The organism is Shouchella oshimensis, from assembly GCF_004375095.1.
Classification (GTDB): Bacteria; Bacillota; Bacilli; order Bacillales; family Bacillaceae_D; genus Shouchella; species Shouchella oshimensis.
The window spans coordinates 826350-851240 of record NZ_SNUX01000003.1; the positions used below are offsets into that span (position 1 = coordinate 826350).

The following is a 24891-nucleotide window of genomic DNA, read 5'->3' on the forward strand; positions in this document are numbered from 1 at the left end:
TTCTCTGTGAGTCGAAATTTTATGAAGAGGGTGTTCAAATGAATCGAGCTAAGATTGATCCTTTAATTTTTTGGTCTTCTATTGTTGTCATTCTTGTTGCTTCATTGCTTCTCGTATTAAATCAAGCTGTTGCAGAGCCATTTTTAAACGATGTGATGAGTGGCATAACCACTCGAATGGATTGGGTATTTCAATTCGTTACGTTTGGCTTGTTTATTGTATTAGGTTGGCTTGCGTTTGGACCATACGGACGTGTCCGTTTAGGAGAAGGAAAGCCAGAATTTTCAACTTTTAGCTGGGGCGCAATGCTTTTCTGTGCTGGAATGGGAACAAGTATTATGTTCTGGTCTGTTCTAGAGCCGCTCTATTATTACACTGGTCCTCCTTTTGGTCTTTCACCTGAAAGTACAGATGCGGCTGATTGGGCGGTTACATATGGTTTGTTTCATTGGGGATTATCTGCTTGGGCGCTATACGCTCTTCCTACTGTAGCGATTGCGTATTCTTTCTATGTGTCTAAACGACCATCACTTAAAATTAGCACAGCATTGGAAGGTGTACTTGGAAAACATTCGTATGGTTTACTTGGTAAGCTTATCGATATTCTTGTGATCTGGAGTCTTGTAGGAGGACTAGGCACATCACTTGGCTTAGGGGTTCCAATGGTCTCGGCTGTCATTGGTGATTTAATCGGAGTGGAGCAATCTCTTGGACTAAGTATCATCATTATTATTTTTTGGACGATTATTTTTACGGCAAGTGCGTATTCAGGTCTTTATAAAGGTATTCGTAAATTAAGTGACATTAATGTATATTTAGCTTTGGCCCTTGCCGTTTTTGTATTGATTACGGGACCAACCTTATTTATTTTATCCAACTTCACAAATAGTCTTGGATTAATGCTACAAAACTTTATATATATGAGCTTTTATACAGATCCAAATGCAAATAGTGGTTTCCCGCAAACATGGACCGTGTTTTATTGGGCGTGGTTCGCCGCGACTGCCCCATTTATCGGCTTGTTTGTTGCTCGTATTTCCCGGGGACGCTCTATACGTCAATTGATCTTATCGATATTATTATGGGGAACCGTTGGAAGCTGGCTCTATTTTGCTGTATTCGGTGGCTACGCCATTCATCTTGAAACCAACCAGACTCTCTCGCTAACAGAAATTTTAGCAACCGAAGGAGAACAAGCGGTAATCGTTGAACTACTTCGTTCTCTACCAATTAGCACGGTCGTCATGGCATTCTTTGTCATTCTTGCGTTTATCTTTTTAGCAACGTCCCTTGATTCGGCAAGCTATGTGCTAGCATCGATCGCGACGAAAGAGTTGAAAGACGAACAGGAACCGGCAAGATGGCATCGTGTCATTTGGGGTTTTATTCTTTCAATACTTGCGATTTCACTCATTAGTGTTGGTGCACTACGGGTTGTGCAAACATCGGCAGTCATTGTAGCGGTTCCTGTTGTTGTGTTATATGGCTTATTTACCGTTTCGCTTATTCGGTCATTAAAAAAAGATTTTCCTAGAGGAGGCTAACGATGGTTTTTAACGTTCGAGATTCTAAGCTTCATACGAAAGAAGACTATCCTTATGAAATAGAAGTAATTGAACATATTTGGATACGAATGTCTGACGGAACAAAGTTAGCGGCGAAAGTTTGGCTGCCGAAAGGGGCAAATAAAAAGCCAGTTCCGGCTATACTTGAGTATTTACCATATCGAAAAAATGACTTTACTGCACTTCGCGATTCCATTCGCCACCCGTACTTCGCTGGTCATGGCTATGCTAGTATTCGCGTAGACATTCGCGGTACAGGAGATTCAGAGGGCATTCTCTATGATGAATATTTGCCGAAAGAACAAGAAGATGCGTTAGATATTTTAAAATGGCTAGAAAAACAAGATTGGTGTACAGGTGATGTTGGCATGATTGGTAAGTCATGGGGTGGATTTAATGGCTTACAAGTAGCAAAGCATCAACCGAAACAGTTAAAAGCTGTGATTACATTATGCTCAACGGATGATCGCTATGCTGATGATGTCCACTATATGGGCGGGAATATCCTCGCTTCTGATATGTTGTGGTGGTCATCCACGATGTTTGCATACAATGCGCGCCCGCAAGACCCTGCCGTTGTTGGTGAGTCGTGGTTTGAGAATTGGATGGAACGTTTAAAGAAAACACCGCCATATGTAGAAGCGTGGCTCACACACCAACATCGAAATGATTACTGGAAACAAGGATCTGTTAATGAAAACTATGAGGCGATGACGGTTCCAGTATTCGCAGTTGGTGGCTGGGCAGACGGCTATACGAATGCAATTTTTAGAATGCTAGAACATTTTTCGGGTCCGAAAAAAGGGTTAATTGGGCCGTGGGTACATGAATATCCTGAAGTCGCAATTCCTGGACCAGCAATTGGCTTTCTTCAAGAGTGCGTGCGCTGGTGGGATCACTGGTTAAAAGGTGTCGATACAGGAATAATGGAGGAACCAATGCTAACCGCTTGGCAACAAGAAAGCGTCAAGCCTGCCACTCATTATGAAGAACGCCAAGGAAAATGGATTTTTGAGGACGCTTGGAAAGATGCAGAAAGACAGCAGCAAGTTTTTTCAATAACAAGCGGTGGTGCATTGACATCTGAAAGAGCAGAGGCGGCAACTGTTTCACTAGCAATCGTTCAACAGCACGGCTTATACAGTGGCGTCTGGTGTCCATTCGGTCAAGAAGGGGATATGCCGTCCGATCAGCGAATGGAAAAAGGCTTAAGCACAACGTTTACGACAGAACCACTGGACGATGCGCTCCATTTACTCGGTTTGCCGAAAGTGAACATTCGCTTCAAAAGTAACCAAGGGGATGCGCTTATTGCCGCAAGACTATGTGATGTTGCCCCTGATGGTGCGGAGACAATGATAAGCTTTGGCATGTTGAATTTGAATCATTTAAACGGTCATGAATTCCCTGAAGCACTAGAGCCGGGAGAAGAGTACACGGCAACTATTCAGCTCAATGCAGTTGGCATTCGTATCCCAAAAGGTCATCGCTTACAGTTAGCCCTATCGCCAACGTACTGGCCCCATGCATGGCCATCGAAAGAGGAAGCAACAATTGAGCTTGTAACTGGTACAGATACAACGCTCCACTTGCCGGTTCGCGATGATAGCGCCCATGCACAAGACGGAGAATGGCCGTTTGAAAAGCCAGAAGCTGCTCCAGTAATGGGAAGAGAAATTTTACGAAAAGAATCCCGTTATCGTCACATCAACTATGATCTTCTAAACGAACGTTGGGTGTTAGACGACTTCTCGGATGAAGGAAAAAGGAAGCTACCTGATAATGGGGTGGAGTATGGCAGTACAAACCGTAACGTCTATACGATACGTGAAGGAGATCCCCTTTCTGCTCAAGCTCATTGTACATGGGAACTCACCCTTGGACGAGACGACTGGCAGACAGAAGTTCATACAGACAGTAAAATGACTGCAGACAAAACCAATTTCTATTTAGAAAACACTTTAAAAGCTTACTTGCGTGATGAGTTGGTCTTCGAGAAAACGTGGGAGAAGACGATTCCGCGCGATTTTCAATAAGAGTGTGCAAAACCCTTCCTGTAAAGATTGCAGGAGGGGTTACTTTACCTATTCACTAATAAAATAGAAAGGAAAGAATGTGTTGCATTTAAAAGCTCGAAATTCAGCATATTTGTCTGTCTTTTCAATTAATTTTTTACTTTTGATTGAATTCTATGCTAGGATAAATGTAGCTTCTCTCGTAGAGGCTTTTTCTTTTTTAATCAATGAAATGGCTACCGTAGAAATGAACAAAAATGAGGGACAACGATGAATCAAGCTATCGATCATTTAGAAACAATTAATCGATTTACGTCAACAGCTAATGAAAAAGAGGGGATTACAAGACTAGCTTATAGCCTAGAGGAAAAAGAGGCAAAGCAATGGTTAATGAATTCTTGTGAGCAATTAGGTTTAATCGTGCGAGAAGATGCAGCTGGGAACATGATTGCGAGACGAGAGGGAAAAGATGTAAACCTCCCAGCAGTAGCGTTCGGCTCTCATATTGATACAGTTTATCAAGCAGGGAGATATGATGGCGCATTAGGTGTCATCGCTGGTTTAGATGTTTTAAGACAATTAAATGAAGAGGGGGTTGAAACTGACCATCCTCTTGAACTAATAGCGTTCACATGTGAGGAATCAGCGCGATTTGGTGTGTCTACTGTAGGAAGTAAAGCAATGGCTCAACAGGTCGATAAAGCGGCGTTATGTTCATTAGTGGATAAAGACGGAACGACCTTTACAGATGCACTTGCCAAGGTCGATCTGTCAGTGGATGCTATTAATTGTGCTGAAAGACAGCCAGAGGCATTGAAAGCATTTGTTGAACTACATATTGAGCAAGCAAAGCAACTCGAGCGACAAGGAAAAAATATAGGAGTTGTAACGGGTATTGCTGCACCTCATCGACTTTTTCTTGTTGTGAAAGGGGAAACCTCACATTCTGGCACGACGGCTATGGAAGACCGTCATGATGCTCTACTCGCTGCTGCTGAGTTAAGTTTAGAATTAGAACATCAATCGATTATGGAAAAAGATTGGAATACGTTTGCGACAGTAGGTACGCTTCATGTCGTTAATGGTGCCATGAATACTGTACCTGGAAGAGTGGAAATGAAAATTGATATTCGCAGTCAATATGTTCATTCACGAAATCGAATCATTACAAAGTTAAAACAGAAAATTAGTGCTGTCCAGAAACAAAGAGGTGTTGTCATTGACATTGAGCATGAAGAAAAAACACAACCTGTACAAATGAATGCGCGTATTCGCAGTCTTATTACGGCGATTTGTGACGAAAAGGGTCTTTCTCATTTGTCGCTACCTAGTGGAGCAGGTCATGATTCAATGAATATGGCAAGGCGTTGGCCAACGGCAATGATTTTTGTTCCTTCTGTAGATGGAGTGAGTCATCATCCGTCTGAATATACAAAAGAAGAGGATTGTTTAGTTGGGATAGAAGTGCTAAAAGAGACAGTTGTCAAACTTGCAAATAAAGATGTTTTCCTAAGTTAGTGGAATGGTAGTATAGAAACGCTTTCTTTAACTAGCACGTTATTGATGGACCGCAAATCTTAAATGAATTTGCGGTTTTTTAGCATAGTAAGGATTCGATTCACGAAACGAGCTTTTAAATAATGGATATATTTTAGTGATTTTAGGATTTCGGCGGTACTCTCCTTACGATAGGATAGAGCTAGAAATAAGAGGAGGGGTTATTGTGAAAGCGCTTAAATTAGTTGGTTTTTCTCTTTGCGCCGTAGTGGCATTAACGGCTTGTGGTGAATCAAGCTCAGGTTCAGGTGAAGGGGAACTCGTTATTTATACAACAAGAAGTGAAAACTTAAATGAAGCGGTTATTCCGAAATTTGAGGAAGAGACGGGTATTAAAGTACAAACCATCTCTGCTGGAACAGGAGAAGTGGTGACTCGAGTAGAGTCAGAACGTAATAATCCACAAGGGGACATATTATGGGCAGCTGATGTCACCATGCTTCATGACAAAACGGATTTATTTGAAGAATATGTATCTCCCGAAGATGAGTTTATGATGGAAGGATTCAAAAATACAACAGGCTTTTTCTCGCCAGCGTTTTCCGATCCGACTGTTTTTATTGTGAACACGGACTTAGTTGGTGATGTTGAAATTGATAGTTTCCAAGATTTACTTAACCCGGCATTGAAGGGGCGGATTGCGTTTGGCGATCCTGTTAACTCAAGTTCTGCTTTCCAATCATTAGTCGCGATGCTGTATGCAGCAGGTGACGGGGATCCATTAGCTGATGAGGCTTGGACATTTGTGGAAGCGTTTCTTGAAAATCTAGATGGAAAAGTACAAGGAAGTTCAGGGCAAGTGCATAGAGGGGTAGCAGATGGAGAATATACAGTTGGACTGACATGGGAAGATCCGGTCATCCACTATATTCAGAGTGGTGCGCCAGTTGAAGTGGTGTTCCCATCTGAAGGTGTTGTGTATCCAGGCCAATCTGTTCAGATTATAAAGGGAACTGATAATTTAGAAGGTGCAAAGAAATTCATCGACTATGTCTTGTCTGAAGAAGTGCAAAGTCGTACAGGCATGGAGTTAACGGTTCGTCCTTTGCGTGAAGGTGTTGAGGTCGCAGACTACATGACGCCTCAAGATGAAATTCATCTATTTGAAGAATACGATGAAGATTTTATTATCGAGCATACAGATGACATTACGGCACGTTACGTAGATGTGCTTGAACAATCGATGAATTAAAAAATAGGATATGCAGGGTGCGCGTTAGGCTCTGCATCTCTCTTTTTACTAGAGAAGATTAAGGGGGAACCATTTCATGAGTGTTGCCATTCATATAGAAAACGTTGTTAAAAAGTATGAGAACCAAACCGTCATTGATGGACTGTCATTAGAAATTAAAAAGGGAGAACTCTTTACTCTCCTCGGCCCGTCTGGTTGTGGAAAAACCACATTACTGCGCATGATTATTGGCTTTAACTCAATAGAAGGTGGCGCAATAAAGCTTGACGATGAAGTCATTAACAACATCCCAGTAAATAAACGAAAGATGGGAATGGTTTTTCAAAATTACGCTATTTTTCCTCATATGACTGTTGCAGAAAACATTGCATTCGGGTTAAAAGCACAAAATCAAGATAAATCATCTATGAAAAGCAGAATTGAAGAAATGATGAAAGTGGTCCGAATTGAAGAGCATCAGGCAAAAAAACCGGATAAGCTTTCTGGTGGACAGCAACAACGAGTTGCACTAGCCCGCGCGTTAGTCATTAACCCGAAGGTATTATTAATGGATGAGCCTTTATCGAACCTAGATGCAAAATTAAGGGTAGAGATGCGAAATGCGATTAAAGACATTCAGCAAGAAGTCGGCATAACAACAGTTTATGTAACCCACGATCAAGAAGAGGCGTTAGCGATTTCTGATCGTATTGCTGTAATGAATAAAGGTGTTATTCAACAAATCGATAAGCCTGAAACTATTTATTTGCGCCCGCGCACCCTTTTCGTAGCTCAATTTATAGGTACGTCAAACGTGATCAAAGCAACTGTTGAAAAAGTCGGGGATGATAGCTATCTTGTGTTTAATGAACAGTATAAAGAAAAGCTTACTACGTTAAGTGGTGCTGCAAAAAATGGACAGGAGGTATTGGTTTCCGTTCGTCCGCAAGAATTTGTTGTAACATCTGATGTGAATACAATCGCTGGTACAGTCAATAAAACGATGTTCTTAGGAATTAACACACATTATTTTGTCACACTAACAACAGGAGAGACGGTAGAAGTTGTACAGAATATTGAAGATCATGCCATTATTCCAGAAGGAACAACGGTGCAAGTAAAGGTAAAACCAGCACTTATTAACGTGTTTGATTCTTTAACAGAAGAGACGCTCATTAAGGCAGGTGGGTGAAGTGCTTCGTAAATATGCAAATGGATGGAATCTGATTACGCTTTTTATTCTCCTCTTTTTCGCATTGTTCATTTTATTTCCGGTGGTCCTTGTTTTAAATAAAAGTGTGTACAATGCAGAAACCGGTTTTACGTTACAACACTTCGCCCATTTCTTTGATCGTAAATTTTACTGGGTGACACTATGGAACAGTATTAAAGTAACCATTGTGGCAACAGTACTTGCTGTTTTAATTGGACTACCACTAGCCTATATTCTAAGAAGAGTAAAAATCTTTGGTAGTAAAGCCATCCAAATTTTAATTATTGTTTCGTACATCTCTCCACCATTTATTGGTGCCTACGCGTGGATTCAATTGCTAGGCCGTGGTGGCGTTATTACAAAGTTTGTAAATGATACGTTTGGTTTGAATTATGATGGCATTTACGGGTTTGCAGGAATTGTCCTTGTGTTAACGTTGCAGTCCTTCCCGTTAATTTTTATTTACATTTCAGGTGCGTTGAAAAATGTGGATAATTCGTTAATTGAAGCTGCGGAAAGTCTTGGTTATTCTGGGTTTCAACGAATGTTGAAAATTGTCGTACCACTCATTACACCAACTCTTTTAGCAAGTGCGCTTCTTGTTTTCATGCGGGTTATTGCTGACTTTGGTACACCAATGCTAATTGGTGAAGGGTACCGGACCATACCTGTGTTAATTTACACGCAGTTTATGAGTGAAGTTGGTGGGGATGCTGGTTTCGCAGCAGCCATTGCAACCATTTTTATAATCGTCACCATTGCTCTTTTCCTTGTGCAGCGCATCATCTCGCGACAATACTCATATTCCATGTCAGCGCTAAAGCCAATGGAGGTTAAGAAATCATTTGGGATAAAGAACGTGTTAAGTCATAGCGTTGTGTATGTGATTGCACTTTTATCGATCTTGCCGCAGCTTGTTGTTATTTATACGTCCTTTTTAGAAACAACTGGTGGCCAAGTGTACACAGGTCGTTTTTCACTTCAAAATTACGAGACCATTTTATTTAACCGTGATTTATCAATGATTTTAAATACGTATAAGCTAGGATTTTTTGCGATTATTGTAATCGTTATTATTGGAATCTTTATTTCCTACCTAACGGTTCGAAAACGTAATCGTATTACGTCTACTCTTGATACCATTTCTATGCTTCCATTTGTTATTCCAGGATCAGTGCTCGGTATTGCGCTTGTATTTGCTTTTAATAATGCACCCTTTTTCTGGACTGGAACAGCCTTTATTATGGTTTTGGCTTTTGTTATTCGTCGAATGCCTTATACGATACGCTCAAGCACCGCCATTATTAGTCAGATTAGTCCGAGTATGGAAGAGGCAGCAATTAGTCTCGGTGCATCAGAAAAGCGGACATTCTTTAAAGTGGTTGTGCCGATGATGATGCCTGGCGTATTAGCCGGAGCGATTATGAGTTGGATCACCATTTTAGGTGAATTAAGTGCATCTATTATTCTCTACTCTAGTAATACTCAGACCCTTGCTGTATCTATCTATTCTGAAGTTATTAGAGGGAATTTTGGTAATGCATCAGCTTACTCTGCAATATTAACCGTCACATCTATTTTATCTCTTTTATTATTCTTTAAACTTACAGGTAAAAAAGAGATGAATTTATAATGAAAGAGGCTGGGACATAACGAAAAGTAGTATTTGAAAAGACGAATAGTCTAAAATATGCTGAGTAGTACCGCTACAGGAGAATCCTTCGCATTCCGGGGACACGGCCTCAGCCTCCTCCATGGAAAACCGCCACTCCAGAGTCTTCAGACACGTGCTGATCCCCCAGGAGTCTTCGGATTCTCCTTCCGCTAATGTTCATATAAAACAAACGACGAACATTCCTGAAAATAGGAATGTTCGTCATTTTGGTCTGTCTATCTACTTTTGTCCCAGCCTCTTTTGTTTTTTATTGTTTACGTAAACGGGATGATGTTCGCACAACAAGCTCTGGAACAAGCTCTTGAACAAGTCCATCTTCTCCTGCGATTAACCGTAATAATTCTTGTACAAGGGTTTCAGCAAGTGTTTCAACCGGTACACCGACTGCAGTAAGAGGAACATCTCCCTCAGCTTGTTGAGGAATATTATCATAAGAGATTATGGCAACATCGTTTGGAATAGATAAACCAGCCTGTCGGATGGCTCGAACCGTACCGACTGCAATATCGTAGCTTGAGCAAATAAGTGAGTCGGGTAACGAACTCTTAGTGAGGAAAGCTGCTATAGCAGTAGAACCATCTAAGCTGTTAAGACCTTTTGTATCTAGTAGAATAGGCTCCAACCCACGCTTTTTTAAGGCACCTAAATAGCCAGCTTGTTTAGCTAGCTGACGTCGACCAATACCGTTAACCATGCCGACATAACCGATTGAAGAGTAGCCAGATTGAACAAGTGATGAAACGGCTAATTCCATCGCGTATTCGTGCTGTACACCAACGGTTGGAAATTGATTAATTCCAGGCACACCGTAGGATAAAAGGGGGATATCAAGTTGAGCTGGTAATTGATTTTGAGGAATATCTTCTTCAAATAAAAGAATGGCATCACTACGCATACGTGAAAAGAGGGCAATCGCCTCGATTGGATCACTAATGGATAATAAGATATTTTTGCCTTTAGCAGCCATCATTTTGTTTACGTGCCGAGCAAGCTCTGTTAAAGCTACACGGTTTATTTCTGGCCAGACGAGCCCGACTGTGTTTGTTCGCTTCGTAACAAGATGTTTAGCAGCAAAATTTGGTGTGTAGCCAAGCTGCTTCGCTTTGGTTAAAATAGCTGTTTTCGTCTCAGGTTTAACGAGCGGGCTATCATTTAGCGCTTTTGACACCGTAGAATAGCTTACATTGGCTGCTCGAGCGATGTCTTTAATCGTAACCATGGTTCATTTAACTCCTTTATATAACCTCATTTCTTATTATTTTACGGAGTTTCATAAAAAATAACAACGTTTTCATTGATTTTGGACGCGCTTTCATTTATATTATGAAATAACAACGTTGTTATTACGAAGGGAGAAACGAATGATGCGTCGTTTGTCAATTGGATTTGTAAGCGCATTAACTTGCTTTCTTGCTGCCTGTTCAACACCAGCAGCGTTATCAAGTGACGTTACTGTTATGCGTTTACCTCACAATATGAATGAAAGTCATCCTATCCATCAATCTTTGGTTCATTTTGCTGAATTAGCGGAAGAAAAAAGTGACGGCACGTTACGGTTTGATATTTTTCCCAATGGCCAATTAGGATCTGAGAGGGAAGCAATTGAGTTGACTCAAACTGGTGCTGTAGATGCAACCAAAGTGAGCGCGACTGCTCTAGAGAGCTTTTCGCCATTTTATGCGTTATTTAGTATTCCTTACTTGTTTGCCGACCAAGATCACTATTATGAGGTAATGGAAAGCGCTATTGCCACGGATATCTATGATTCTACTTCCGACAGTGGTTTTTTTGGACTGACCTATTATGATGCAGGTACACGAAATATGTATACAATCGATCAGCCTGTACGAGAACCAGAAGACTTAGCCGGGTTGAAAATTCGAGTACAACCTAGTGAAACCGCCATTCAAATGACACGTCTTATGGGTGGGGCTCCAACGCCAATGGCTTTTGGTGAAGTATACACAGCCTTACAGCAAGGTGTGATTGATGGGACTGAAAACAATGAAACCGCTTTAATTGCAAACAATCACGGTGAAGTTGCAAAGGATTATTCCTATACAGAGCATGCGATCGTACCTGACTTACTCATATTCAGTAAGTTGCGGTGGGATAGCTTCTCCGAAGAGGAACGTGCCATTATTCGAGAAGCTGCAAATGAGTCTAGTCAATTTCATAAAGAGCTTTGGGCAGAAGAAATTCAGCGCTCTGTTGAAGCAGCAGAAGAATTAGGTGTCACTTTCCATGAAGACGTGAATAAAGAAGCCTTTCGTGACCTTGTGGAACCAATGCATGAAGCCGTTCGCTCAAACGAAATGATGGCACCTTACTACGAACGTATTCGAGAGATGGAAAAGGAGGAGTGACTGAATTGATTGAAAAGGTAAACAACACAATAGGGAAAATCATCATGTTTGTCTCAACGAGTATGTTTGGTTTAATGGTTTTAGTAGCCGTATGGCAAGTAGTTAGTCGATACGCTTTAAATGCGCCAAGCACGTTTTCAGAAGAATTTCTGCGTTACTCCTTAATCTGGGTGACGATGATTGGCGGAGCATATGCTTTTCATTTGAAAAAACATATTGCTATTGAAATGGTTGTCAATCGTCTACATGCTCGTTCACAAAGAGTTGTTCGCTTCTTGGCACAACTGTTTTTACTAGCGTTTGCGCTAGTTGTTATGGTGTATGGAGGCATCCAGCTCGTTTCGTTAACGATGACACAGCAAACCGTTTCTTTAGGTATTCCAATGGGGTACATTTATTTATCCCTTCCTATATCAGGTGTTCTCATTACATGGTTTTCGTTAACGGAACTGTTTACTAGAAAAAACGGAGCCCCACAAGAACAAAACGAAACGATTCAATTGAAAAACGATTAACTAGAGAAGGAGATTCAAATGGCCTTACTTGCAGGAATTAGCCTCGTTGTAGTGTTTTTACTTTTGCTTGTAATTGGTGTGCCGATCGCAATAAGTGTTGCAGGTGCATCGATTGTAACAATGCTACTTATTGCCCCTTTTGATGCGGCGGTCTTCACTTCTGCTCAGAAGATGGTAACAGGTATTGATAGCTTTACATTATTAGCTGTACCTTTTTTCTTATTAACTGGCATTATTATGAACCAAGGAGGCATTGCGCTGCGATTGGTTAATGTTGCTCGTCTTCTAACTGGTAAATTACCAGGATCATTAGCTCATACAAATATTGTTGGAAATATGTTATTCGGTTCCATTGCAGGCTCTTCTGTTGCATCTGCAGCGGCTATTGGTAAAGTGATGCATCCGCTTCAAGAGCAAGAGGGCTACGACCGTAAGTTCTCAGCTGCTGTCAATATTGCATCAGCACCAACAGGGTTAATTATTCCACCAACAGGATTATTTATCATTTACTCACTCGTCAGTGGTGGAACGTCTGTAGCAGCTTTGTTTTTAGCAGGTTACATACCAGGTATTTTATGGGGACTTGCTACAATGGTTGTGGCGTACATTCTCGCCAAGCGTAAAGGTTATACGGCGAAACAGAATCAGGCTGGTATTCGTCCATTAAAAGTCATTTGGGAAGCGGTACCAAGCTTATTCCTTGTCATTATCATTATTGGAGGCATAATTGGAGGATTTTTTACAGCAACGGAAGCATCAGCTATTGCCATTATTTACGCGTTGCTCTTATCGTTTGCTTATCGAAGTTTATCAGTTAAACAACTGCCAGGTATCTTTAAGGAAGCAGTTGAATTAACAGTCGTGATCATGTTCTTAATTGGGACGTCTGCTATGCTTTCTCTTGTCATGGCATTTACAGGTATTCCTAGTGCTATTAGTACAGGCATTTTATCATTAACAGATAACCCTATTTTAATTTTGTTACTGATTAATCTCATTTTACTACTTATTGGCATCGTTATGGATGTCACACCTGCTATTTTAATCTTCACGCCTATTTTCCTACCAGTTGTAATGGAATTTGGAATGGATCCGGTTCATTTTGGTGTTATTTTAATTGTCAATCTTTGTATCGGTAATATTACGCCACCTGGGGGAAGTGCTTTATTCGTAGGAAGCACAGTTGGTAAGGTGAAAATTGAAGAAGTTGTGCGACCGCTTGTCCCGTTCTACATTGGGATTATTATTGTGTTGATGATTGTAACAATGATTCCCGCGCTAAGCACATGGTTGCCAACACTCGCTGGTTTAATGTAATACGATCGAAAAAGGAGAGAAACCTATGAATATTCAAGCAACGTATCGATTTGAGCTGAAAGAAAAAGAAGGCTCTTTACTATCTTTTTATAGTACGGCAGCAAAAATGAAAGCATATGTATGTGTACTTGAACAAAGCATGTTTCGTGTTCTATTTGAGAAAGAAGAGGGATTAGAGGTACCACAAACGTGGAGCATCGCGCCAGGTTGCGATGACGTACCAGTAGAAGGTCGCCAGCGTCTGAGTACAGAAGGATTTACGTGTCCTCCATTTACAACGAAAGAGTACGATGGTCACATTGAAATCGCTACAAATGAGTTAAAAGCAGTAATTCATAAAGAAGGATTTCGTCTGATCTGGTTTCAGAAACAGCAAGGTGAGTGGGTTGAATTTGCCAGTGATCGTATGACACAAGCATACAATTTCAATGGTGAGCTAGGGAAATCGCTTAAACATTATTTAAAAAGAGACATTAGCGAACACTATTATGGTTTAGGGGAACGAACAGGGGAATTAAATCGTCACCATGGTCGTTTCCGAAATCTGACAATTGATGCAATGGGGTATGACGCTCAATATTCAGATCCGCTATACAAGCATATTCCATTTTATATTACGCACAATCCTAAAACGAGTTATTCCTATGGCTTGTTTTATGATAATCTTGCACCAGGCTATATCGATCTAGGGAAAGAATTAGATAATTACCATAGCTTGTATCGTTATTTTGAAGCAGAAGCAGGAGACTTGGATTATTATATAATCGGTGGTCCAACAGTACGAGACGTTGTGCAAACATATACGTGGCTCACAGGAAATACAATGATGCCACCAAAGTGGAGCATTGGATACTCTGGATCAACGATGAGCTATACAGATGCATCTAACGCTCAAGAACAGCTTTATCAATTTATTGATGATTGTGAAGAACACGATATCCTCTGTGATTCTTTTCAACTGTCTTCTGGCTACACCTCTATCGGTGACAAGCGATATGTCTTTCATTGGAACAAAGACAAATTCCCGGATGCCAAAAAATTAGCGGCAGATTTTCGTGAAAAAGGCTTGCGACTTGCAGCGAATATTAAGCCTGCTTTTCTAGCAGGTCATCCTGCATACGAAGAGCTGGAAGAGAACAATTATTTTATTACTGATACGCAAGGGGAAACCGAGTTAGCTCAGTTTTGGGATGGCGGTGGCGCCTATCTTGATTTTACGAACAAGCAAGCATTTAACTGGTGGAAGACACAAGTGACGAAACAATTGCTTGAATACGGTATTTCGTCCACCTGGAATGATAACAATGAATATGAAATTTGGAATGAACAAGCACAAGTGAATGGATTTGATCAGCCACTACCTTTTCAGACCATTCGCGGGTTATTTCCACTATTAATGATGAAAGCGTCATTTGAGGCACAAGAGTCCTTTACAAAAGAAGAGCGACCATTTCTTATTTCACGTTCTGGAGGACCAGGGATGCAGCGTTACGTCCAGACTTGGACAGGTGATAATCGAACAGAATGGAAAACGATTCGTTTTAATACGAAAACCGGCCTAGGACTCAGTTTGTCAGGTATTTATAATTATGGTCATGATGTGGGTGGGTTTGCAGGTCCGAAGCCAGATCAAGAGCTCTTTATCCGTTGGGTACAAAATGGGATCTTTCATCCACGTTTCACCATTCATTCTTGGAACGAAGATCAAACTGTAAATGAACCATGGATGTATCCAGAGGCGACACCAGCCATTCGCGCACTCATTCAGCTTCGTTCCATGTTAACACCGTATTGGTATACGGCATTTTACAAAGCGAGCACGGACCATGAACCTATTATGAAACCAACATTTTTCGATTTTGAAGAAGATTCCCGTACTTGGGAAGAGAATGATGAGTTTCTCGCTGGTCCAGCATTTCTAGTTGCATCTGTTGTAGAGCCTGGAGTAAATGAAAGGCGTGTGTACGCACCAAAAACGAAAGGAGGTTGGTTTGATTTTTATAGAGGAACGGCTGTTGCTGGAGGAACAGAGGTGACTTTACCTGCACCGGATCATGAGACGCCTTTACTTGTAAAAGCGGGCTCGATCATACCGATTAATCAAGCCGAGCGAACGTTTAAAAGGAAAGACGAGGATGAACGTGGATTTCTATTATTTCCAGAAGAAGGTGCTCATCACCACAGCACGTATACGCTGTATGAAGACGATGGTCTAGCACGTAATTGGAAAGAAAAACATGCTCTTGTTCATTTAGACATGATTACTACGGCGGATACCATTTCCATCAATGTAACGGTCGATCACCATGGGTATGTCCTACCTTATAAAGAGGCCATCTTCACCATTGCAACAAGGGATAAACGAACACTTATCGTAAATGGCAACACCATTGAATCTGGTCAAAGAGGAGTGATTTGCTAATGTTTATACACGAAAACTTTATGCTTCAAAACGAGTATGCAAAAACGCTGTATCACGAATATGCGAAGACAATGCCGATTTATGACTTTCATAGTCACTTAGACCCAGAGTCAATTGCGAATGATAAAGCCTATGAAACGATTACCGAGTTGTGGCTAGGAGATGATCATTATAAATGGCGTGCGATGAGAGCATGTGGTATAGAAGAAAGGCTCGTTACTGGTTCTGCATCAGACAAAGAGAAATTCTTCGCATGGGCAAGAACGGTTCCTCAACTTCTTGGGAACCCTCTCTATCACTGGACCCATATGGAATTAACTCAAACATTTGGCATTTCCACGTTATTATCAGAAGAAACAGCGGAAAGTATATGGGAAGAAACCAATCGACAGCTACAAGAAAAGAAAGTCACAGTCCGATCTTTGCTAAAGCAAGCCAATGTCCATACACTTTGTACAACGGATCAAATTAATGATTCATTAGCGGAGCATGTTCGAATTGCTCAAGATGAAACCATTGAAACGCAAGTGTTGCCAACGTTTCGTGCAGATGCTGCGTTGCAAGTAGATGGAAACAGTTTCCGTGAATTCCTTAATCAATTAGAAAATGTTACAGGGATTGACATCATCAATCTATCATCTTACCTTCAAGCTCTAACAAATCGGATTGATTACTTTCATGAACGTGGCTGTCGAGCAAGTGATCACGGAATAGGTCAATTTCGGTTTGAAAAAGCAACCGTTCAACAGGGAGAAGAGATATTTAATCAATTGCTTCAACAGAAGCGTTTGAACGAACACGAAATAATACGTATTCAATCTATTATTCTCGAACATTTAGGAAAAGCATACGCAGATAAGGGGTGGGTGATGCAGCTTCACATTGGTCCTCTGCGCAATAACAATCGTGCGGCATATAATACAATTGGTCCAGATAGTGGGTTTGATTCCATTCGAGATGACTCGTATGCGGTATCATTAAATCGTTTTTTAAACGAACTTGAACAATCTGACAAACTACCAAAGACAATTTGTTTCAACCTTGATTGGACGAAAAATGAAATGATCGCAAGTACACTTGGAAACTTTCAAAAAGAAGGTTTGCCAGGAAAAATGCAGCTAGGATCAGGCTGGTGGTATAATGATACAAAAGAAGGCATGCGCCGCCAAATGATAAGTTTAGCATCCGTTGGGGTTCTACACCACTTTGTTGGAATGTTAACGGATTCAAGAAGTTTTCTATCTTTTGCTCGTCATGATTACTTTAGACGCATTCTATGTCAATTAATTAGTGAATGGATAGAAGATGGAGAGATTCCAGCTGAAATGCCACAAGCAGGAAAACTGATACAAGCGATTTCCTTTAAAAACGCAGAACGGTACTTTGAATAATGAGCAAAAAGCCTTTCTAACGAAAGGCTTTTTGTATATTAAAAAATAATTATCTGAAAATAAATTCGTTTTTCAAAAAAGCAAACTTATTCAAATAGGGCAATTGTGCTATATGATGGAATGAGAACGCTTACTTTTAGCGGAAGTGTAAATGTAGATGTTTCCAAGAGAAGCTTAATTGAAGAAAATGTTCAAAGGAGGTGAATTAATTTGAGACCAAAGAAAATGAAAGACGAGATAAAGAGATCTTTTTTTACCTATGCCATCGTTGTGGTTACTGTTATCTTTTTTGTTTATTTACTATTACTATCAATTGTGTTTCGCCTGACAATTATTGAGCCTAATGAAGCGAACCATGAACATGTCTTAAAAGACATAGAAACAGGTTTCGCAGCCTACTATAGTGGAATGGACGATCTTAGTAGCGCTTCCACTATCCATTCTTTTTTAGAAACAGGAGAACAAGCAGGTGATGCCTATAAGATCTTGTATGATTTTCGCAATCATCAGTCGTTTCATGCAGATTTTTTGTTGTTAGATGGTGATGAAGAGGTAGTTGCTACAAGTTTTTATAGTGGGTCTGATGTGGAAGCAAGAAGCAGTGTTGCTTTAAATGCTCTTACCTATAAATTAGAAGGGGCTGGTGTCGTTGGGACGCGGTTAACGAGCCCATTACGAGATGTTCACCATCGCTCCTCCTATGTTTTCTCAGCCGCAATACAGGGAGAGGAAGGCCTACTTGGCTATTTGTTTTATTTTCTCGATTCACCCTCGTTTCCTGATCAGCATTATGTGTACGTAACGGATTTGTTTGATAATGTGATTTTTTCTACTTACTCGTATGGATTGACTACGCTAGGAAAACTTGATTTAGATTTAAAAGGAAACTGGATTACGTATGAGGGAGAGATGTTTTACAAAACGCAAACGACTCTTTCTAAGCAAGGAATTCAGGTTATTACTGCTACACCAATGTCTATTTATCGCTTACTCGTTTTATATGGTGTACTCACAATGCTAATTAGTAGTATAGCCATTCTACTCGTTGTTTGGTTTGTGGCTCCAAAAATTGTCGCAAAGTCACTACAACCATTTGATGGGCTAGTAGCATTAATGGCATCTAAAAAGAAGTATAGCCATCTTGATCATGAGCCGAACTATGAAGAAGTAGAAATTATTTATGAAGAATACCGAAGTCGTGTATCTGAGGTTGAGCGATTGTTAGATGAAAATCAAATCATTATGGAAAAGAAGCGTATAAGTGAATTAAAGCACCTTGAAGCAAAATTTAATCCTCATTTTCTTTTTAACGTACTTGAAATGATTAAGTATGAACTAATGGAGGATCCGCAAAGTGCTTCTGACATGATTGTGAAAACAGCAACATTGATGCGCTATAATGCAAATTTTGGTCAAACATTAGTGCCACTTGAAGAAGATATACGCTATCTAAATGATTATTTTTCATTACAGAAAATGAGATACGGAAAAAGACTTCACTATGAAATCACTGTAAATCCACTATCTATACTAGAAGAAGCGTTTATTCCAAAATTACTCATTCAACCATTAATTGAAAACGCAATCAAACATAATATTCATAAAACCCATTCTTTATTTATTCAAGTAGTGATTAAAACAGACGGAAACGAGCTAACGATTGAGATTCGTGATAACGGAAAGGGTCTTGATGAAAAAAAAGTGGCGGAAATTAAAGCCATTTATCTTGGGGAAAAAGAAGCTTCAGAACAAACTGGTCTTCATACTGTACATCAGCTCATTCAGCTTTTATATGGCGAGGATTATGGTTTAATGATGCGTTCACATGTTGAAGATGGAACGATTATGACACTTACATTGCCACTACAAAAGGGGTGAAACCATGTTGAAAGTCATTATTGTAGAGGATGAACCAATTATTTTAAAAGGACTACTTTACCGAATTGATTGGCTTAAAACGAACTGTATTGTTATTGGAACGGCAGAAAGCGGTATTGAGGGTTGTCAGCTTATTCTCGATAAAAAGCCAGATATTGTGATTACAGATATTCGAATGCCCTTTAAAGATGGTTTGGAAATGTTGCAAGAAACAAAAGATACCTGTCAATATGAAGCCATCATCCTTTCAGGTTATGGAGAATTTCAATACGCACAACAAGCTATTCGGCTAGGTGTGCATAATTACTTATTAAAACCAGTTGATTTAAAAGATTTTGAAGCAACACTTCAAGAGTTAGCAATAAGTGTGCAAGAAAAAAGATCGACAAGTCAATCGAATAGTTATCGTCATGTTCTTGATTTAAAAGTAGAATGGACAGAAGGTTCTAGCTATGCTGCAGATGCTATTCGATACATTGAAAAGCACTATGATCAAAAAATAAGCTTAGCGATGGCTAGTAAAGCAATTGGTCTTTCAACTGTAAGCGTAAACACAAAGTTAAAAGAGCGAACAGGCTATAGTTTTAATGAATTGTTAACTCGTTATCGGTTAACAAAAGCCATCCAAAAACTACAGCACGAAAACAGTCTTGTCTATGAAGTAGCTGAACAAACGGGATTTAGTGATTACAAGTATTTCAGTTCTGTCTTTAAAAAATATATTGGCACCTCACCAAAGCAATTCCTCCAAAAGGGTATGTGATAAACGATTATGCTCAATCTGTTTAAATGAGAGACCTACGTGGAATAAACCAGTAGATGGATAAAAAGGAGGAAAAAAACAAGATGAAGCAACGACAGATTCAACTGCGTAAACGCCCTGACGGATGGCCAAGTGAAGATACCTTTTCTTATGAAGAGGTTGACGTTCAAGAGCCTTCAACTGATGAAGTGACGTTGAAAACCCGCTATCTTTCGGTGGATCCATATATGCGAGGAAGAATGAACGATACAAAATCGTACGTAGAACCGTTTCAAATAGGAAAACCTTTGAACGGTGGGATTGTGGCTGAAGTTACGAAAACCAAATCAGAAAAGTTGAAAGTTGGCGACATTGTATCTGGAGCACTAAATTGGCAGGAGTATAATACGGTTTCTGCAGAGACTGTTCGTAAACTTGATTTACATGGAGCACCGATGTCAACAGCACTTGGGGTGTTAGGGATGCCGGGACTCACAGCGTACTTTGGTATGTATCATATTGGGGAACCAAAAGAAGGTGAAACTGTTGTTGTATCAGGCGCGGCTGGAGCCGTTGGTTCGGTTGCAGGCCAATTAGCTAAACGAAAAGGCGCATACGTTGTTGGCATTGTCGGTTCAAAGGAAAAAGCAGACTACATTCGTTCGATCGGTTTCGATGAGGCAATTAATTACAAAGAGAAGCATGTGGCGGAAGCATTAGAACGTGCATGTCCGAATGGCATTGATATTTATTTTGAAAATGTTGGTGGCGATATTTCGGATCAAGTTTGGCCTCTTCTGAACCCGTTTGCTAGAGTTCCTGTTTGTGGTGCCATTTCCTCGTATAATCTAGAACAAGGAGAAGAAGATATAGGCAGGCGTGTTCAAGGATACCTTGTAAAAGCTCGTGTGAAAATGCAAGGCTTTCTCGTTGGAGATTTTCAAACTCATTACAAGGAAGCGTACGCCGATTTAGCACGTTTTTTACAAAACGAAGAAATACAATTTGAAGAAACAATTCATGAAGGGCTCGATAAAGTACCAGAAGCTTTTCTAGGTTTATTTAAAGGGAAGAATATAGGCAAGCAGCTTGTAAAAGTAGGCGAATAAAAAGGAGCGTTCATACCAAAGGGTGTGAACGCTCTTACCTGTTATTTTATTTTTACAGCGATAATCGCAACAATCAAACCAATTACAGCAAAAAAACCGCCTACAGGGGCATTAAAATCGACTGTGTATACATCAATTGTCAATCCACCTACAACGGAGCCAATCGCCATACCTACATGGGTAGCAGAGTTGTTAATACTTTGTTGGATGTCAGACGTTTTTGGTGCAGAGGCCACGAGATGTCCTTGTATAGCTGGTGTAATTGTCCAGCTTAAAAAGTTCCACAGCATTAAAAGCGGAATGAGTAGTAGCCCGTTGGTTGAAACAAGGGGTACGATAAAGAGGACAAAGGCAAAAAAGGCTAACGCGACAACCATCGTTTGCCGATTGCCAAATCGGTCCGATGCATAGCCCCCAAACCAACTTCCACAAATAGCCGCTATACCAAATAACAAATAAAGAAAGCTTAGGGCATTTCCTGATACATGTAACGTTGATTGTAAGAATGGCGTTAAAAACGCATAAAGTGTTAAATGGCCAATAAAAAACAGAATGGAAACAGAATGTACCAATAAAATAGTCGGTTTCCGTAGGGCGCGTAATTGTGTTGAGAGAGGTACATACGGTTTTGGTTTAATAGAATTTAATGTGAACTGGATCAATACCATTAAGATGAAGGTTACAGCTACAATAAAGACAAACGGAGCACGCCAACCCCATTCGTTTCCAAGAAATAGGCCTAATGGTACACCTAAAACTAATGAGGCACTCACACCCATTAATACCGTGCCAATAGCTCTAGAGCGATAAGCTTCTAAACTAATTTGCGATGCAATGGTTAAACATAATGAAACAAGGAGAGCCGCGCCTGACGCCGATAAAATACGTGATATAAGAAGTACGAGTAAACTATTGCTTACGACTGCAATACCATTTGAAAACAAAAATAACACGAGAACAATCATTATTAATTTTTTTCGTTCCATTTTTGCTGTAAGGGATAGCAAAACCGGACCAGCAATTGCAAAGCTAAGAGAAAAAGCAGAAATCAATAAGCCGGCTTGACCTAGTGAAATATCTAAATCAGCTGCAATGAAAGGTAAGATACCCCCAATAATTAATTCAACTAGGCCTACAATAAAGGTAAGCGTGGTTAATAGGTAAATTCTTTTGTCCAAAACGGTTCCTCCCCAAATAAAAACAGGACCTCCTGTGAAACGGGAGGCCCTGCATTAAAGCATACATGTGCTAATTCGCTAACATAACGCCCATAGTTATGTCGCCTGAATACGTAAGTACTCATAAGTTAGCATGGCTTTAAGGAAGTGTCAATAAATCAATGTTTATTCTTCTTTGTCTATCTTTTCTGTTTCTGCTGGAGACTGCTTTGTAACATAGGTGCCCGCAATAAGATCATGTATGGAGCGTCGTGACTTCGATAAGCCAACCATAAATGCACTAACAATTAATAAAATGACAGATGAAAAAAGGCCAAGGGTTAGGATGGTGAAATCGAATCCAGTTAAAATGAATTCCTCATTCAAATCAATGTCTTGTAAGAATGTTAGCCAGATTCGTGTATCAACAGTAAAAGAAAGGATGGTAACGGTAATAAGTGTAGGTAACACATAGATAAGGCCACCGATAATAGTACGTTTAATCATTGTCCATATGCCTACGTCTGTACCGTCCATGTGAATGATGCGAATCTTGAACACCCGTTTACCGACTGTATAACCATACCAAAAAACTGGCAGTAGTAGTGCGTACAAAAACTGTGCTAATTCTGTAATACCATCTTGCCAAGCTGCTAGTAAGAATAATCCTAGAAAAAATGCCAATCCATTAAATAAAAGACCATCAAGTAAAATGGCCCCAAATCGTATCCAAAATCCTGCGGGTTTTGTTTCCATAAGATTCCTCCTTTTCCTTTTAGAATATATCATATATTCACTATTAGGAGATAGCGTACATGAGTGTAAGCTTACACTGTAGAGATAGTTGTGGTACAATTGTTTATTGGAAAAGTAGATAACGCTTACGCATAAAGGATTGATAATAGATGAGTGTTTTAACAGTGAAGAATTTAAGCCACGGTTTCGGTGATCGTGCCATTTTTCAAGATGTTTCGTTTCGGTTATTAAAAGGCGAACACATTGGATTAATCGGTGCAAACGGTGAGGGAAAATCTACGTTTATGAATATTATTACCGGCAAGCTTATGCCGGATGAAGGAAAAGTAGAATGGTCAAAGAAAGTACGAGTTGGCTATTTAGATCAGCATACTGTTCTTGAACGTGGCATGACGATGCGGGATGTGTTAAAAGGTGCGTTTCAGTACTTGTATGACATGGAAACTGAAATGAATCAAATGTATGAGAAAATGGGAGACGTTACACCAGAAGAGTTGGAAAAGCTATTAGACGAGGTTGGTGTCATTCAAGACACGTTAACAAACAATGATTTCTATACCATTGACGCGAAAGTAGAAGAGGTTGCTCGTGGTTTAGGGCTAGATGATGTCGGTTTAGAAAAAGATGTAGAAGATTTAAGTGGTGGACAGCGAACGAAAGTATTACTAGCAAAACTTTTACTTGAAAAACCAGACATTCTTTTACTTGATGAGCCGACGAACTATTTAGACGAGCAACATATTGAATGGCTAAGACGATACCTACAAGAATATGAGAATGCGTTTATTCTCATTTCTCATGATATTCCATTCTTGAACAGTGTTATTAATTTAATTTATCACATGGAAAATCAAGAGCTGAATCGTTATGTTGGTGATTATGATCACTTTTTAGAAGTGCATGAAATGAAAAAGCAACAGCTTGAAGCAGCTTATAAACGCCAGCAACAAGAAATGTCTCAGTTGAAAGATTTTGTAGCCCGGAATAAAGCCCGCGTTTCCACACGAAACATGGCTATGTCTAGGCAGAAGAAATTGGATAAAATGGACGTTATTGAACTTGCAAAAGAAAAACCAAAGCCAGAATTTCATTTCAAAGAAGCCCGTTCAACAAGTAAGCTTATTTTTGAGACAAAAGAGCTTGTCATTGGATATGATGAGCCACTATCTAGACCCCTTGATTTACGGATGGAACGTGGGCAAAAAATTGCTTTAGTTGGAGCGAACGGCATCGGCAAAACGACCCTTTTAAAAAGTTTACTTGGCATTCAAAAGCCTATTTCTGGTACAGTCGAACGGGGCGATTATCAAGAGGTTGGTTATTTTGAACAAGAAGCGAAAGCAACGAATAATACATGCATTGAAGAAATTTGGCAAGAGTTCCCTTCTCTCGGACAAGGAGAAGTTCGTTCCGCTCTTGCAAAATGTGGTCTTACTACTAAACACATTGAGAGTAAAATGATCGTCTTAAGTGGAGGAGAAAAAGCAAAAGTACGCTTATGTAAACTGATCAACCGAGAGTCGAATATTTTAGTCCTGGATGAGCCAACGAATCATTTAGATGTAGATGCAAAAGAAGAACTAAAACGCGCATTAAAAGCATATAAAGGTAGCATTATATTGATTTCCCACGAACCAGAATTTTATCAAGATATTGTTACAGAAACATGGAATTGTGAGAGCTGGACGACAAAAGTTGTTTAATAGGCATGAAAGAGGCTGGGACCTAACGAAAAGTAGTATTTGAAAAGACGAATAGTCTAAAAGATGCTGAGTAGCATCGCTACAGGAGAATCCTTCGCTTTTCGGGGACACGGCCTCAGCCTCCTCCTTGGAAAACCGCCACTCCAGAGTCTTCAGACACGTGCTGATCCCCCAGGAGTCTTCAAATTCTCCTTCCGTTCATTTTCATATAAAACAAACGACGAACGTTCCTATTTTCAGGAATGTTCGTCATTTTGGTCTGTCTACCTACTTTTGTCCCAGCCTCTTTTTCTACTTGTTAGAGGAAAAGAGTGTATATATAAATAAAAAATACATAAT

At 40.0% G+C, this 24891-nt stretch carries 18 protein-coding genes; 15 read left to right on the top strand and 3 right to left on the bottom strand.

Translation table 11 applies throughout. The features are described 5' to 3' along the window. The first annotated feature begins 38 nt into the window (after nucleotides 1-38). The 6 genes from E2L03_RS15095 (at nucleotide 39) to E2L03_RS15120 (ending at nucleotide 9154) form a co-directional block, all read left to right on the top strand. The gene (locus E2L03_RS15095) at nucleotides 39-1544 is read left to right on the top strand and encodes a BCCT family transporter (RefSeq protein ID WP_038479654.1); all 1506 of its coding nucleotides are present in this window, start codon (nucleotides 39-41) and stop codon (nucleotides 1542-1544) included. Nucleotides 1545-1546: 2 nt separating this feature from the next. Further along, nucleotides 1547-3601: a CocE/NonD family hydrolase gene (locus tag E2L03_RS15100; RefSeq protein WP_134259541.1), complete on the top strand. Its 2055-nt coding sequence runs from the start codon at nucleotides 1547-1549 to the stop codon at nucleotides 3599-3601. 249 nt (nucleotides 3602-3850) lie between these two features. Beyond that, nucleotides 3851-5098 (top strand): Zn-dependent hydrolase, encoded by a 1248-nt coding sequence (locus tag E2L03_RS15105; protein WP_134259542.1) that lies wholly within the window; start codon nucleotides 3851-3853, stop codon nucleotides 5096-5098. A gap of 205 nt (nucleotides 5099-5303) precedes the next feature. Then, nucleotides 5304-6329, top strand: coding sequence for an extracellular solute-binding protein (locus E2L03_RS15110; protein WP_124742030.1), 1026 nt, complete (start codon nucleotides 5304-5306; stop codon nucleotides 6327-6329). A gap of 76 nt (nucleotides 6330-6405) precedes the next feature. Then, nucleotides 6406-7500 (top strand): ABC transporter ATP-binding protein, encoded by a 1095-nt coding sequence (locus tag E2L03_RS15115; protein WP_124742031.1) that lies wholly within the window; start codon nucleotides 6406-6408, stop codon nucleotides 7498-7500. Nucleotide 7501: 1 nt separating this feature from the next. Continuing rightward, a complete protein-coding gene (locus E2L03_RS15120) occupies nucleotides 7502-9154 on the top strand; it encodes an ABC transporter permease (protein WP_197196523.1) in 1653 nt (550 codons plus the stop codon). A gap of 289 nt (nucleotides 9155-9443) precedes the next feature. On the opposite strand, the gene E2L03_RS15125 is transcribed toward E2L03_RS15120, so the two are convergent. Then, complete coding sequence (locus E2L03_RS15125; RefSeq protein ID WP_134259543.1) at nucleotides 9444-10415, bottom strand: LacI family DNA-binding transcriptional regulator; 972 nt, start codon at nucleotides 10413-10415, stop codon at nucleotides 9444-9446. 142 nt (nucleotides 10416-10557) lie between these two features. Between E2L03_RS15125 and E2L03_RS15130 the strand changes: the two genes are divergently transcribed. The 8 genes from E2L03_RS15130 (at nucleotide 10558) to E2L03_RS15165 (ending at nucleotide 20936) form a co-directional block, all read left to right on the top strand. Beyond that, nucleotides 10558-11562, top strand: coding sequence for a TRAP transporter substrate-binding protein (locus tag E2L03_RS15130; RefSeq protein WP_124742034.1), 1005 nt, complete (start codon nucleotides 10558-10560; stop codon nucleotides 11560-11562). 5 nt (nucleotides 11563-11567) lie between these two features. Beyond that, on the top strand, nucleotides 11568-12077 hold the full coding sequence (locus E2L03_RS15135) for a TRAP transporter small permease (protein ID WP_095150219.1): 510 nt from the start codon (nucleotides 11568-11570) through the stop codon (nucleotides 12075-12077). 18 nt (nucleotides 12078-12095) lie between these two features. After that, on the top strand, nucleotides 12096-13394 hold the full coding sequence (locus E2L03_RS15140) for a TRAP transporter large permease (RefSeq protein ID WP_124742035.1): 1299 nt from the start codon (nucleotides 12096-12098) through the stop codon (nucleotides 13392-13394). A gap of 25 nt (nucleotides 13395-13419) precedes the next feature. Next, the gene (locus E2L03_RS15145; protein WP_134259544.1) at nucleotides 13420-15816 is read left to right on the top strand and encodes a glycoside hydrolase family 31 protein; all 2397 of its coding nucleotides are present in this window, start codon (nucleotides 13420-13422) and stop codon (nucleotides 15814-15816) included. After that, nucleotides 15816-17207 carry a glucuronate isomerase gene (gene uxaC / locus E2L03_RS15150; RefSeq protein ID WP_134259545.1) on the top strand — a complete coding sequence of 464 codons (1392 nt, stop codon included), beginning with the start codon at nucleotides 15816-15818 and terminating at the stop codon, nucleotides 17205-17207. The genes E2L03_RS15145 and uxaC overlap by 1 nt, the downstream gene beginning before the upstream one ends. Nucleotides 17208-17417: 210 nt before the next feature. Further along, nucleotides 17418-19085: a sensor histidine kinase gene (locus E2L03_RS15155; RefSeq protein ID WP_134259546.1), complete on the top strand. Its 1668-nt coding sequence runs from the start codon at nucleotides 17418-17420 to the stop codon at nucleotides 19083-19085. A 4-nt stretch (nucleotides 19086-19089) separates the two neighbouring features. Continuing rightward, nucleotides 19090-19848 (top strand): response regulator transcription factor, encoded by a 759-nt coding sequence (locus E2L03_RS15160; RefSeq protein WP_038479686.1) that lies wholly within the window; start codon nucleotides 19090-19092, stop codon nucleotides 19846-19848. An 83-nt stretch (nucleotides 19849-19931) separates the two neighbouring features. Continuing rightward, the gene (locus tag E2L03_RS15165; RefSeq protein ID WP_134259547.1) at nucleotides 19932-20936 is read left to right on the top strand and encodes an NADP-dependent oxidoreductase; all 1005 of its coding nucleotides are present in this window, start codon (nucleotides 19932-19934) and stop codon (nucleotides 20934-20936) included. 41 nt (nucleotides 20937-20977) lie between these two features. Here the strand turns inward: E2L03_RS15165 and E2L03_RS15170 are convergent, their stop codons facing one another. Together E2L03_RS15170 and E2L03_RS15175 are read right to left on the bottom strand one after the other, a co-directional pair. After that, a complete protein-coding gene (locus E2L03_RS15170) occupies nucleotides 20978-22114 on the bottom strand; it encodes an MFS transporter (protein ID WP_134259548.1) in 1137 nt (378 codons plus the stop codon). 165 nt (nucleotides 22115-22279) lie between these two features. Then, nucleotides 22280-22849 carry an RDD family protein gene (locus E2L03_RS15175; protein ID WP_051667509.1) on the bottom strand — a complete coding sequence of 190 codons (570 nt, stop codon included), beginning with the start codon at nucleotides 22847-22849 and terminating at the stop codon, nucleotides 22280-22282. Between the two features lie 149 nt (nucleotides 22850-22998). On the opposite strand from E2L03_RS15175, the gene E2L03_RS15180 reads away from it, so the two are divergent. Next, nucleotides 22999-24552, top strand: coding sequence for an ABC-F family ATP-binding cassette domain-containing protein (locus tag E2L03_RS15180; protein ID WP_038479695.1), 1554 nt, complete (start codon nucleotides 22999-23001; stop codon nucleotides 24550-24552). Nucleotides 24553-24891 lie beyond the last annotated feature (339 nt).

Bases quoted from the DNA above. Each gene is read 5' to 3' on its own strand.
- E2L03_RS15095 (WP_038479654.1), top strand. From the start codon at position 39: ATGAATCGAGCTAAGATTGATCCTTTAATTTTTTGGTCTTCTATTGTT.
- E2L03_RS15100 (WP_134259541.1), top strand. From the start codon at position 1,547: ATGGTTTTTAACGTTCGAGATTCTAAGCTTCATACGAAAGAAGACTAT.
- E2L03_RS15105 (WP_134259542.1), top strand. From the start codon at position 3,851: ATGAATCAAGCTATCGATCATTTAGAAACAATTAATCGATTTACGTCA.
- E2L03_RS15115 (WP_124742031.1), top strand. From the start codon at position 6,406: ATGAGTGTTGCCATTCATATAGAAAACGTTGTTAAAAAGTATGAGAAC.
- E2L03_RS15125 (WP_134259543.1), bottom strand. From the start codon at position 10,415: ATGGTTACGATTAAAGACATCGCTCGAGCAGCCAATGTAAGCTATTCT.
- E2L03_RS15130 (WP_124742034.1), top strand. From the start codon at position 10,558: ATGATGCGTCGTTTGTCAATTGGATTTGTAAGCGCATTAACTTGCTTT.
- E2L03_RS15140 (WP_124742035.1), top strand. From the start codon at position 12,096: ATGGCCTTACTTGCAGGAATTAGCCTCGTTGTAGTGTTTTTACTTTTG.
- E2L03_RS15145 (WP_134259544.1), top strand. From the start codon at position 13,420: ATGAATATTCAAGCAACGTATCGATTTGAGCTGAAAGAAAAAGAAGGC.
- uxaC (WP_134259545.1), top strand. From the start codon at position 15,816: ATGTTTATACACGAAAACTTTATGCTTCAAAACGAGTATGCAAAAACG.
- E2L03_RS15160 (WP_038479686.1), top strand. From the start codon at position 19,090: ATGTTGAAAGTCATTATTGTAGAGGATGAACCAATTATTTTAAAAGGA.
- E2L03_RS15165 (WP_134259547.1), top strand. From the start codon at position 19,932: ATGAAGCAACGACAGATTCAACTGCGTAAACGCCCTGACGGATGGCCA.
- E2L03_RS15175 (WP_051667509.1), bottom strand. From the start codon at position 22,849: ATGGAAACAAAACCCGCAGGATTTTGGATACGATTTGGGGCCATTTTA.
- E2L03_RS15180 (WP_038479695.1), top strand. From the start codon at position 22,999: ATGAGTGTTTTAACAGTGAAGAATTTAAGCCACGGTTTCGGTGATCGT.